The organism is Micromonospora gifhornensis (genome assembly GCF_016863515.1).
Lineage (GTDB): Bacteria > Actinomycetota > Actinomycetes > Mycobacteriales > Micromonosporaceae > Micromonospora > Micromonospora gifhornensis.
In genome coordinates this window covers 88,379-99,260 of sequence record NZ_BOPA01000024.1, presented here as the reverse complement: position 1 = coordinate 99,260, position 10,882 = coordinate 88,379, and the positions used below count along the sequence as shown (strand labels likewise).

Annotated in this window: 13 protein-coding genes; 5 read left to right on the top strand and 8 right to left on the bottom strand. The window is 71.0% G+C overall.

The window, feature by feature from the left end:
- Positions 1 to 129 precede the first annotated feature (129 nt).
- Positions 130 to 666, top strand: coding sequence for a PepSY domain-containing protein (locus tag Vgi01_RS18100; RefSeq protein WP_204291802.1), 537 nt, complete (start codon positions 130 to 132; stop codon positions 664 to 666).
- 118 nt (positions 667 to 784) lie between these two features.
- Here the strand turns inward: Vgi01_RS18100 and Vgi01_RS18095 are convergent, their stop codons facing one another.
- The gene (locus tag Vgi01_RS18095; protein ID WP_102657772.1) at positions 785 to 1,669 is read right to left on the bottom strand and encodes a sulfotransferase domain-containing protein; all 885 of its coding nucleotides are present in this window, start codon (positions 1,667 to 1,669) and stop codon (positions 785 to 787) included.
- Positions 1,670 to 1,784: 115 nt separating this feature from the next.
- On the opposite strand from Vgi01_RS18095, the gene Vgi01_RS18090 reads away from it, so the two are divergent.
- Positions 1,785 to 2,849 carry a beta family protein gene (locus Vgi01_RS18090; RefSeq protein WP_239089034.1) on the top strand — a complete coding sequence of 355 codons (1,065 nt, stop codon included), beginning with the start codon at positions 1,785 to 1,787 and terminating at the stop codon, positions 2,847 to 2,849.
- A 9-nt stretch (positions 2,850 to 2,858) separates the two neighbouring features.
- On the opposite strand, the gene Vgi01_RS18085 is transcribed toward Vgi01_RS18090, so the two are convergent.
- The 5 genes from Vgi01_RS18085 to Vgi01_RS18065 all read right to left on the bottom strand — a co-directional run bounded on the left by Vgi01_RS18085 (position 2,859) and on the right by Vgi01_RS18065 (position 5,948).
- Positions 2,859 to 3,140, bottom strand: a complete 282-nt coding sequence (locus tag Vgi01_RS18085; RefSeq protein WP_013731840.1) for an adhesin — start codon at positions 3,138 to 3,140, stop codon at positions 2,859 to 2,861.
- A gap of 300 nt (positions 3,141 to 3,440) precedes the next feature.
- Positions 3,441 to 3,755 carry a hypothetical protein gene (locus tag Vgi01_RS18080; RefSeq protein ID WP_013731839.1) on the bottom strand — a complete coding sequence of 105 codons (315 nt, stop codon included), beginning with the start codon at positions 3,753 to 3,755 and terminating at the stop codon, positions 3,441 to 3,443.
- Positions 3,756 to 3,854: 99 nt separating this feature from the next.
- Positions 3,855 to 4,292, bottom strand: a complete 438-nt coding sequence (locus Vgi01_RS18075; protein WP_102657775.1) for a nitroreductase family deazaflavin-dependent oxidoreductase — start codon at positions 4,290 to 4,292, stop codon at positions 3,855 to 3,857.
- A 74-nt stretch (positions 4,293 to 4,366) separates the two neighbouring features.
- The gene (locus tag Vgi01_RS18070) at positions 4,367 to 5,233 is read right to left on the bottom strand and encodes a hypothetical protein (RefSeq protein ID WP_204291800.1); all 867 of its coding nucleotides are present in this window, start codon (positions 5,231 to 5,233) and stop codon (positions 4,367 to 4,369) included.
- 118 nt (positions 5,234 to 5,351) lie between these two features.
- On the bottom strand, positions 5,352 to 5,948 hold the full coding sequence (locus Vgi01_RS18065) for a pentapeptide repeat-containing protein (protein WP_102657777.1): 597 nt from the start codon (positions 5,946 to 5,948) through the stop codon (positions 5,352 to 5,354).
- Positions 5,949 to 6,018: 70 nt separating this feature from the next.
- On the opposite strand from Vgi01_RS18065, the gene Vgi01_RS18060 reads away from it, so the two are divergent.
- From Vgi01_RS18060 to Vgi01_RS18050, 3 genes are all read left to right on the top strand, one after another.
- Positions 6,019 to 7,251 (top strand): serine hydrolase domain-containing protein, encoded by a 1,233-nt coding sequence (locus tag Vgi01_RS18060; protein WP_204291799.1) that lies wholly within the window; start codon positions 6,019 to 6,021, stop codon positions 7,249 to 7,251.
- A 100-nt stretch (positions 7,252 to 7,351) separates the two neighbouring features.
- Complete coding sequence (locus Vgi01_RS18055) at positions 7,352 to 7,993, top strand: NAD(P)-dependent oxidoreductase (protein ID WP_013731834.1); 642 nt, start codon at positions 7,352 to 7,354, stop codon at positions 7,991 to 7,993.
- A 106-nt stretch (positions 7,994 to 8,099) separates the two neighbouring features.
- Positions 8,100 to 9,551 (top strand): M28 family peptidase, encoded by a 1,452-nt coding sequence (locus Vgi01_RS18050; protein ID WP_239089033.1) that lies wholly within the window; start codon positions 8,100 to 8,102, stop codon positions 9,549 to 9,551.
- Positions 9,552 to 9,649: 98 nt separating this feature from the next.
- Here Vgi01_RS18050 and Vgi01_RS18045 read toward each other — a convergent pair whose 3' ends face one another.
- Together Vgi01_RS18045 and Vgi01_RS18040 are read right to left on the bottom strand one after the other, a co-directional pair.
- Entirely contained in the window at positions 9,650 to 10,114 is a 465-nt protein-coding gene (locus tag Vgi01_RS18045) for a PPOX class F420-dependent oxidoreductase (RefSeq protein WP_043719790.1), read from the bottom strand.
- A gap of 67 nt (positions 10,115 to 10,181) precedes the next feature.
- Positions 10,182 to 10,811, bottom strand: a complete 630-nt coding sequence (locus tag Vgi01_RS18040) for a DUF6642 family protein (RefSeq protein ID WP_204291798.1) — start codon at positions 10,809 to 10,811, stop codon at positions 10,182 to 10,184.
- Positions 10,812 to 10,882: the final 71 nt, after the last annotated feature.

Here is a 10,882-nt window from a genome sequence, read left to right as displayed (position 1 = left end):
CCGTTTCGGCGATACGGCGCGCGCAGACTCACCGACGGTGGCCCTTAACCCGGCCTTAGCGTTCGGACAGCGCGCGGCTATCCCGTCGGCACCGATCCTCTATGCAAGAACCGAGGAAGGGTGAAGACGATGAAGCGCAACCCCCTGATGTTGGCGTCGGTCGGCGGCGCGGCGGCAGTGCTCGCCGCGACCGGAGTGTTCCTGGGTGTCACCGCCGCCGACGGCGACCGGACCCAGCGGACGACGCTGACCGCCGCGACCAGCGCCCCGACGACCGCAGGGGTTCCGGACGACGACGCCAGCAGCGCCGCGCCCGCCCCGCCGGCCACGCCGAGCGACCCGACTGCCACCGGCACCCCCGTGGCGCCGCAGTCCCCGGCGACGCCGACCGAGGGCGCGACGTCGGGCAGCCAGGACGCGGTGAGCGCCGAGCGGGCCGGTGAACTCGCGCTGGCCAAGGCGGGCGGCGGTCGGATCACCGAGATCGACCGGGACCGGGAGGACGGCCGACCGGTCTGGGAGGTCGAGATCGTCAACGGCGACGTCGAACACGAGATCGACATCGACCGGGAGACCGGTGCCGTGCTCAAGGCCGAGCAGGAGCCGGTCGACGACGATGACGACCAGGACGACGACGATGACGATGACGACCGGGACGACGACTGACCGGACCGTCTGATCCGGCCCTCTGATCGGGCCCTCTGAATCGCTGACGCCCCGGCACGGCACCCGCCGTGCCGGGGCGTCTTACGGTCCGTCCCACGCGCGGGTGGCACCGGCCCGGTCAGCGACCTCGGTGCAGCCAGGCGAGGAGGTCGGGTGGGGCCAGCGCGGCGGCCCTCGCGTGGTAGCGGGCGCGGTCGGCCGCGCTGAGCAGGGCGCTGCCCTGGCCGGAGCGGCCGGTGCGGAAGAACGCCTGCCGGTCCTTCAACACGCCGGCCGGGTCCGGGGCGAGCAGGTCGGCGTGACTGCGCATCCGGTCGAACGTGGCGGCCTCCACCAGATCCGGGCCGGGCGGTTCGAGATCCAGCGCCCCGGCGAGGCGACGCATCTGCCCGGCCAGGTCAGCACGGAGGTCGTCGTAGTGGACGAGGTGGACGTTGGGCTTGTCGCGTCGCGCCCAGGCGTCGCGCAGGTGCCACAGGACGCCGGGCAGCGAGTCCAACTCCTCGCGCGGGTCGGGGTCCGCGTCGATCCAGCGTACGAGCGCCTCCTCGACCGACGGGCGACGCCGGTCCGGATCCGGTGGCCCGGGGTGGCCGGTGAGTTCGGCCAGGCGGGTCCGATCGAGGTTTCCGCTCTGGTGGTGCAGGGAGACGGCCATGTCCAACGGATGGCGGGCCACCACGAGATAGTGCACCGACGGATCGGCCGGTACGCCGTCGAGTGGAGTGTGGGTCTTGATGAACCGGCGGTGCCGCTGGGCGGCCAGCCGTGCGTACACCTGTTCCGCCGGCTCGACAAGCCAGTCCAGCCAGGGTGAGAGCGTGGTCAAGGGTGCCGGCAGATCGGGGGTACGCAACACCAGCAGGGCGCAGATCATCTGCATCCAGGTCGTACCGCTCTTGGACCGAGTGCTGATCACGATGTCGCCGGGGCGCAGCGGGAAGTCGCGCCAGCGGATGCTGTCCTCGTCGGCGGACCGGTAGCGGGTCAACGGATCGGGCACGCGGTGACGATAGTCCGGCAGCTGACAGCAGTCCGGGTATTTCCCCGCCGTTTACCCTGTGAGCTGGGAAATTGGCTGGCTACATTGAATTATGATGCCCGCCCGCGGAGGCCGGGTGACAGAGCCGGTCTACCGTCCGGTGCTCGCCGCCCGGCGCGGTGAGTTGGAGGCACTCGGTCACCTCGACGGCGTCCACGTCCCGCTCGTCGCTCCGATTTTTCAATTGTCCACAACAGATGTGTCAACGGTGGACTCGCTCGGTCGACTGCCGGCGGGTTTGCTGCCGGCCGTCGACGTCAGCGCCCTGCCCGACGGGGCCGAAGCCGAACTCGCCCACTGGGGTGTGCCACTGATGCCGGTGATCTGCCTGACCGACGGTGAGCGACGGCTTGTCGCACACGGGATCACGGCCAGGGCGTACGCCGGACGGGCCGTGGTACGGCTCCGCATCGGTCAGGACCGGGCCGGCCCGCACGCTACGAACGCGGTCGTGGAACGGATCTGGCGGTACGCGCGCCTGGCCCCCGAGCAGTGCGATCTGCTTGTCGACTGCGGGGAGGTGGGCTGCCCCGCCGACGTGCGGGCGGTCGAGCCCCGGGCCCGCCGGGCGCTGGAGTGGGCGCGTCGGCACGCCTGGTGCTCGGTGAGCGTGGTGGCCGGGGGCATGCCACCGGCGCTGTCCCGGCTGCCCATCGACGAGCCGGTGCGGTTGTGCCGCTGGGACTGGCTGCTCTGGCAGCGGCTGGCCGACCTCGGCGTCGGCTTCGGCGACTACGGCGTGGCGTCGGCGGCTCCCGACGTGGAGCCCTCCGCCGATCGGCTGCCGACGGTCCGCTACACCGGCGACGACGCCTGGTGGATCTACCGCTGGTCGCGGCGAGGTGGGCGGGGCGACCAGCGGGTGGCTGACCTGTGCCGGGCGCTGGTGTCGGCGCCGCACTGGCCGCCGGCCGGGGCGAACTTCTCCTGGGGCGACCACGAGATCTTCCGGCGGGCCCGACGGGTGGCCGGGGCCGGGTCGACGGCGAACTGGCTGGCCTGGAGCACCTCGCACCATCTCGCTCAGGTGCTGACGGCGCTGCATCGGCCGGCCCGGGGCGGGGAGCCACGATCCGGCCCACCGCCACCGCGCAGTCGAGCACCGCGCGGCGGTCAGCCCCGCCCCCGCCGCGTCGGTTGAGCTGCGGCCCTACTGCTTCTCGGTGAACCCGAACTGCACGATGCCCTCGTCGTCGACCGAGGCGTCGACGGAGGCGTCGCCGAGCAGGTCGGCGGCGTCGGAGTCGAGGAAGATCCGGGCGCCCTGCGTGTCGACCACCTGGTCGCCCTCGACGGGCTCGGCGACCAGCTCGACGGTGAGCGATCCGGCCTGGGTGTCGGCGGCGATGCGCACCCCACCGCCCTCACTCACGTCCTGCTGGGCGGCGAGGTCACGGATCACCAGGACTGCGTTGTCGGTCATCGTGAGCATGGTGGGACTCCTCGTTGGCTTTCACTCGGCTCCGGCGCGAACGCGGGCTGCGTCGCCTCGCGGGCGGATCACACCACCACCCGCCCCGGAGTTACGTCGGCGGCCGGCGCTGACCACTGCCGAACGGTCGCCGGACAGCGACCAGCCACCGTCGCATCGGGGCAGCTCAGGGCCCCTTCCACTGCCCACGTTGCCCCTCCAAGGGACATCCGTCAAATAGGCAGTCGCCGATAGAATCGCCGAGTTTGAACCCGCCGTGAACGGGTACCACAACGGGTTCGCTTCAGGCCGGAGTCGAGTTCAGGCCGGTGTCGAGGGCGGCAGCGGCGCAGCGGGGTCGCCACGCTCGATCAGCGCGGCGATGTCGGCGTCGTGCAGGCCGCGCAGCGCCAGCACCCGGGTGCCCCACCGGTGCAGGCGGCACGGGTGCGGGCTGGCATCGTTGCGGCAGACCGTCCCCCCGGACCACCTCCTGGGGGCATGCACCACCACGGCCCGTACGGCGAACTGTGCATCCTCGGCGGTCACGTACGGCGGCAGCGGGATCTCCCGCATGGCCGCTCCGGCCGGCTCGCCGGTAGGCGCGGTCGGACGGAGGGTACTGCTGCTTGGCATCGGCCAAACCTCCACTCAGGACGGTGTAACCCGGACAGCAGCACGGTACGAGCCGTTCACCGTTGCGCGACGGACAAACTGTCCCGGTAGCCGATCAACTCAGACACGCTCCAGCACCACCACCGGAATGTCCCGCTCCGTCTTCGCCTGGTACTCGTCGTACGCGGGCCAGATGTCGGTCATCATCGGCCAGAGCCGGGCCTTCTCCTGCGGCGTGGCGGTCCGAGCCCGCGCGGTGAACCGGTCCGCGCCCACCTGCACCTGGGCGGTCGGGTCGGCCTCCAGGTTGAGATACCACGCCGGATGCCGAGGGTCGCCGCCCTGCGAGGCGACGATCACGTACGCCTCACCGTCGCGCCCGTAGATCAACGCGGTACGGCGCAGCTTCCCGCTGCGTCGGCCCCGCGTGGTCAGCAGCAGCGTGAAGACGCCCGGCTGCCACTCGTGCCCCTCCTCGCCGTCGGTGGCGACGTACCGGTTGATGTGCTCGGCAACCCAGCCCGACGGGCTGTCCAGCACCTGCTCACTCGTGCTCATCGGTCCCCCTGGATGATTGTCGTCATCCCGCACACGCTACTGGGGATTCGACACGTCGACCGGCGGACCGGCGATCACCGCAGCGCCATCGCCTGGAGCCCGACGTTGCCGCAGTGTGGGGTGAACGTCTCCTCCACCGTCCAGGTGAACACCAGCCGGGTCCCCTTCGGCGCCTGGTAGCGGACCGTGACCTGGGTGGAGATGCTGGTGTGTCGTTCCTCCAGCCGCACCGTCCGACCCGGCCCGCCACCGGACATCCGCACGTCCAGCCGACCCCGGGCCATCCACACACCGAGATAGGCGGTGACGGTACGCGGCTGACCGTCGGCGACGACGGCCAACTGGAAGCCGTTGCCCCGGCCGCAGACGTAGACCCCGTCGGGTGTGGGGTCGGCGGACCTCACCGGCGCGCCGTCGTGCCACCGGAACAGTTCCTGATTGCCGTCCCAGCCGCTGCGTTCACCCTTGCCACCCAGGTCGCGTAGCTCGCCGGAACCGTCGCGCTTGCGTACCGCGACGTCGGCACCGCCCCGCCCCCAGTGCAGCCAGTCGCGCCGGCCGGACCGGGTCAGGTCCACCGTGTCGGGGATGTCCGCCCGGCTCACCGCCAGGGTCATCGGCGCGGCCACCGGGGTCGGGCTGTCGCTCGGACTCGAACTCGGACTCGGGCTCGGTGACCGTTCGCGGGGTTGCAGGCCGGGCACCGCCATGGCGGTGGGCACCGGGCTGGGCAGGGTCGGTCGACCGACCACCGCCGGCAGGCCGTCGGGCTCCGCCGGATCCTCCACGGCGGGCTCCGACCACCTGTCGACGAACGCGACAAGGGCCAGCAGCCCGGCGAAGGCGGCAAGGACCTCCACCGCGTACCGGCGGCGTCGGCGGGCCCGCGCCATCCGGCGAGCGACCCGGGTGGCACCGTCCGGCCTGGGTTCCTCGGCCACCGACTCTCCACTTCTGCCGGACCGGAATCCCACCGGCATCCGCGACCCGGATGCGGGGCCGACTCACGTAGACATTACGGACACCTTTCACGCCAGTCGATAGGAAGCGCCCGATACGTCAGGCCCGCACGTCGAACCCGAGCTCCTGCGCCAGAGCCATGGCCTGCCCGACGTCCACGATGGTGCCAACGCGCTGCACGGCCGTCGGATCGAGCCCGGTCAGGTCGCTGCCGCGAAGATCCGCCCGGGTCAACCGGGTGCCACGCCACTGCGCGCCGGACAGGTCACTGCCACTGACCGTCGCTCCGGTCAGGTCGGCACCGGACAGATCCGTCTCGCGCATCCGGACGCCTGTGAAGCGGGTGCCGCGCAGGTCGGCCCCGGCGAGCGTGACGAAGGACCAGTCTCCGCCGGTCACGGTCAGGGGACGCATGTCGCAGCGGTCGAAGGTGCTGCCGATGAACTTGCAGCCGGTGAACTCGGCCTCGAAGAGGTTGCACCGGACGAACGTGCAGCGGGTGAAGGCCGAGTCGGTGTGCCGGGACACGTTGAACCGCACGTCGCCGAAGGTGCAGCCGGAGAAGGACGCACCCCGACTGGTCGCCTCGGTCAGGTCGACCCGGTGGAAGTCGCAGTCGACGTAGTGGCGGTCGCCCAGGTCCTCGGCGTACCAGTCCTCGTCGTGGAAGGTGACACCCTCGATCGGCTCCGGCATTTCCGCAGGCTAACCAAACCCACCGACAGGCACCTTCCCGACGCCAGGGCCGGTCGGTAGGTTCGACCGGGTGAGTATCGCGCGCAGCATCGACCCGGCACAGGTCGGCTTCGACCCGGCACGGTTGGCCCGGATCGACGAACACTTCGGCAGGTACGTCGACGACGGCCGGTTGGCCGGCTGGCAGGTGGTGGTCACCCGCCGCGGCGAGGTCGCGCACTGCTCGACGTACGGGCTACGCGATCGGGAATCGGGTGCGGCGGTGCAGGCCGACACCCTGTGGCGGATCTACTCGATGACCAAACCGATCACCTCGGTGGCCGCGATGATCCTCTGGGAAGAGGGTCGGTTCGAGCTGACCGACGAGATCGGGCGGTGGCTGCCCGAGTTCGCCGACATGCGGGTCTACTCGAAGGGGTCGACGCTCAAGCCGTACACCGTCCCGGCGGTCGAGCCGATCCGGGTCTGGCACCTGCTCACCCACACCGCCGGCCTGACGTACGGCTTCATGCAGACCTCGGTGGTCGACGGCCTGTACCGCGCCGCCGGCTACGACCTGTACCCGCCGTCGGACGTCGACCTGGCGCAGGCCTGCCGGGTCTTCGGCGAGCTGCCGTTGCTGTTCCAGCCCGGCACCGCCTGGGGTTACTCGGTCGCCACCGACGTGCTGGGCCGACTGATCGAGGTGGTCTCCGGGCAGAGTCTCGACTCCTTCCTCACCGAGCGCATCCTGCGCCCGCTGGGCATGGAGGACACTCGGTGGTACGTCGACGGCGCCGACGCCGCCCGCCTCGCCGCGCTGTACGCCGCGGATCCGAAGACCGGCCGGGCGGTACGCCACGACGCGCTCGGCGCGCTGGCGTACGAGAAGCCCACGCTGCTCTCCGGCGGTGGTGGCCTGATCTCGTCGGCCGCCGACTACCACCGCTTCACCCAGTTGCTGCTGCGCGGCGGCGAGCTGGACGGCGCCCGGCTGCTCGCGCCCCGCACGGTGCGCTTCATGACCCGCAACCACCTGCCCGGCGGGCGCGATCTGGGCGCCCTGTCCACCGGCGGGTTCGCCGAGACGACCCTGGACGGGATCGGCTTCGGTCTCGGCTTCGCGGTGGTGGAGGACCCGATCCCCAGCCGGGTGCCGAGCAGCGTCGGTGAGTACTACTGGGGCGGCGTGGCCAGCACGGCGTTCTGGGTCGACCCGGTGGAGCAGATCACCGCCATGTTCTTCACCCAGCTGATGCCGTCGAGCACCTGGCCGATCCGTCCCCAGCTGCGGCAACTGGTCTACTCGGCGCTGGTGGGCTGAGCAACGGTCGGTGCCGCATCTGCCGCCGGGCAGCGGCCGGTGCGGCACCGGATCGGGCGTTCCGCCGACGGTGACCCGGCCCGCTCCCTAGCCTGGGATCGTGAGCGACATCGTCGTGTTCGGGGCGGGTGGCACCGCGGGTTCGCGGATCGTCACCGAGGCGTTCAACCGGGGTCACCGGGTGGTGGCCGCGGTACGGCGGCCGGAGGCCACCACCTACCTGCCGGCCGGGGTGCGGGTGGTCACCGGCGACGCCACGAGCGAACGCAGCGTACGGGAGTTGGCACCGGCAGCGGACGCGCTCGTGGTGGCGATCGGCGGCGGCGACCGTACGCTCTGGCCGGACGCCGCCCGCGCTCTGATCGCCGGGCTGCGGCAGATGCCGGCCGCACCCCGGATCATCCATGTTGGTGGCGGGGCGACCCTGCTGTCCCCGTCGGGACGCCGGCTGCTGGACGAGCCCGATTTCCCCGCCCAGTACCGTGACTCGGCGCTCGGCCAGGCGGAGGCGCTGGATGTCTACCGCTCAGATGCCGACGGCGTGAGCTGGACTTACGTCTCGCCACCGCCGCTGGAGTTCCATCCGGGTGAACGTACCGGGCGATATCGCATCGGAACCGACCACCCGGTTACCGACACTTCCGGACGATGCGCACTCAGCTATGAGGATCTCGCTGTCGCCGTCATTGACGAAATCGAAAATTCGCAATTCCCGAATTCTCGTTTCACCGTTGCCTACTGACCCCTGATCTTGAGTAACGGCAGCTCGCGAGTTAGATTCAAGCCTCCTTGGTCCGGGTCGCAAACCCCCTGCGCCCGGTTCCGACCTCAATTCAGGAGGCGCAGTCTTGTCTTCATTCGACGACACCGTGACACCCTCGCACGAATCGTCCAACTCCATCGGGTCCGGGTTCCTCAATCGTCGCCGGGTGCTGACCGTCGCCCTCGGTGGTGCCGCTACCGTGGCGCTGCCCGTGCCGGCGTGGGCCGCCAACGACAAGCGGCCGGGTTCGCACAAGCCGCCGAAGCTCACGCCGGACGACCGGAAGGTCATCGCGCAGATCTCCTCGCGCCGGGCCCTGGAGCACCTGGTCAAGCTGTCGGAGAACATCGGGCCGCGCATCGGTGGCACCGAGTCCGAGCGGCGTGCCGCCGACTACATCGCCCGCCACTTCGACAAGCTGGGCTACGACACCACCCTTCAGCCGTTCACGGTCGCCGACAAGTTCACCGGCCAGATCAGCACGCCGGCCCGTGGCCGCAAGCTGCCGAAGGACCTGAACTGGCAGACCGGGGCCAGCGCCCACGCGGCGTTGGACACCAAGGTCACCGGTGACGTGGTCGACGTCCGCGCCGGCGCGGCCAGCGACTACCCGGCCGACGTGCGCGGCAAGATCGTGCTGGTGGACTACGTCGCCAACCGGCGCGAGCAGGTCGTCGCCACCGCCGTCGCGGCCGGTGCCGCAGGCGTGATCCTCCTCGCCGCCGACGCCGCGGCGCCGCGGCTGGCCGGGACCTTCTCGCCCACCCTGCCCGGCTCGGCCAACAACCCGGTGCCGATCCCGGTGCTCGGCGTCGCGCAGTCCCAGAAGAACCGGCTGCGTGAGCTGCTGGCCACCGGTCCGCTCACCCTCACCGTCGCCACCACCGCGCACCGCAACCTGACCTCCAACAACGTGCTGGCCGAGCGGCGCGGGAAGTCGGGTGCGAACGGCCCGATCGTCATGATCAGCGCGCACTACGACACCGTCATCGGCGCCCCGGGCGCCAACGACGACGGTTCCGGCACCGCGCTCTGCATGGAGCTGGGCCGGGTGCTGAAGGCGATCCCGACCAACGCCACCATCCGGTTCGGCCTGTGGGGCTCGGAGGAGCAGGGCCTGATCGGCTCGCGCTACTACGTCCGCCAGCTGCCGCAGGCCGAGCGGGACCGGATCCTCGCCGTCTACCAGAACGACATGGTCGCGACCAGCTGGGACCCGGCCACGAGGTACTGGCTGCTCTCCTTCGACGGCCAGGACAACCGGGCCACCGCCGAGGTCGCCGCATCGGCCCGCCGCCTCGGCTACGAGCCGCAGATCTCCCCGGTGACCCAGCGCGGCTCCAGCGACCACCAGTCCTTCCAGGAGGTCGGCATCGCCAGCGCCAACTTCTCCTGGCGTGGCGAGGAGTCCCCGGCGCTGCTGGAGCCTCCGTACCACACCCCGGAGGACACCATCGCCAACAACATCAGCCTGGAGCGTCTCCAGGTGTCGATGGAGCTGATCGGCACCGCCGCGTACGCGACCGCGCGGGCCTGATCTGTTCGTGAGCGGGGGTGCGGCCGGTCGGCCGCACCCCCGCTTCGCGTCTGCCGCAAGGCACCGGCCGCGAGACACCCGCCGCGAGGACGCCGTCCTCAGTCGGCCAGCCGTGCCGGGAACCCGCCGGTGGCCACCGGCCCCCACGAGGTGATGGTGACCCGGATCAGCGACTTGCCCTGCCGGATCATGGCCTGCCGGTACTCGTCCCAGTCGGGATGCTCACCGGAGATGCTGCGGAAGTACTCCACGAGCGGTTCGAGGGCATCCGGCAGGTCGAGCACCTCGGCGGTGCCGTCGACCTGCACCCAGGGGCCGTTCCAGTCGTCGGACAGCACGCACGCCGACACCCGCGGGTCACGACGGATGTTTGCCACCTTGGCGCGTTCCGGATAGGTGGAGATGACCAGGCGTCCGGCGTCGTCCACCCCGGCGGCGACCGGCGAGGACTGTGGTCGGCCGTCGGCGCGGGTGGTCATCAGCAGCACCCGGTGCCGGGGGCGGAGAAACTCGACGAGGCCGTCCCGGTCGACCCGGGTGTTGCGTGCGATCATGCGTGCCATCGCTCGTTTCTACCAGCCTGGGCCGGCGGACCGGCGGTACGGCGTACGCAGCGCGGTCGCGTGGTGATCAGCCGGCCCGGCCGGCCGACGACTGGCTGGGCACCCTCGGCCGCACCGACGGCCGCCAGGCCCGGCCGTTGGCGTAGATGATCCGGAAGCCGAGGTACGACGCCAGCGGCGCCCAGTGCGCCGAGCCCATCCGCAGCTCGGCGGCATTGTGTCGCTGGCCGTTGGCGAGCACGTCGAGCAGGACGGTCTCGAACGCGGCGGACTCGACCCAGTCCACCTCGCGGGTGAAGCCGCAGATCAACGCCGCGCCGGTGACGGCGAGGAACTCGCGCAGCGCCGACTCGGGGGCGCGCAGCACCGAGCAGCTGCCGAAGTAGAGCCGCCGCCCCTCGCAGCGCCCGGCCATCCGCTCGGCCACCTCGGTGAGCTCGACGGAGTGCCAGTCGGTCAGGCAGAGCCGGTTCGGCTCGCCATGCATGGCGAAGAAGCCCAACCGGTGGTCGGCGTACTGCTTGAGCAACCAGCGATCGACGAAGTAGAACAACTCGTCGCGGGTGGCGGCGTCCTTGTGGATGAAGCGGATCTTGCCGAGTCGTTCGAGCAGTTCGAGGGTGGGCAGCACCGAGCCACGTTCGTTGAGATCCCGGTGCCACTGACCCTCGACACAGAAGATGCCACCGCGCGCCACGCCGCCTCCCCGTCGTAACCCGCGCTGACGTTACCGGGATCACTGCGGTCAGGGAACCGCACAAACCCGGT

What these genes read in the sequence shown, in the direction of transcription:
- Vgi01_RS18100 (WP_204291802.1), top strand. Translation starts at nt 130, where the DNA reads ATGAAGCGCAACCCCCTGATGTTGGCGTCGGTCGGCGGCGCGGCGGCA.
- Vgi01_RS18045 (WP_043719790.1), bottom strand. Translation starts at nt 10,114, where the DNA reads ATGGCACGCATGATCGCACGCAACACCCGGGTCGACCGGGACGGCCTC.
- Vgi01_RS18085 (WP_013731840.1), bottom strand. Translation starts at nt 3,140, where the DNA reads ATGCTCACGATGACCGACAACGCAGTCCTGGTGATCCGTGACCTCGCC.
- Vgi01_RS18065 (WP_102657777.1), bottom strand. Translation starts at nt 5,948, where the DNA reads ATGCCGGAGCCGATCGAGGGTGTCACCTTCCACGACGAGGACTGGTAC.
- Vgi01_RS18080 (WP_013731839.1), bottom strand. Translation starts at nt 3,755, where the DNA reads ATGCCAAGCAGCAGTACCCTCCGTCCGACCGCGCCTACCGGCGAGCCG.
- Vgi01_RS18075 (WP_102657775.1), bottom strand. Translation starts at nt 4,292, where the DNA reads ATGAGCACGAGTGAGCAGGTGCTGGACAGCCCGTCGGGCTGGGTTGCC.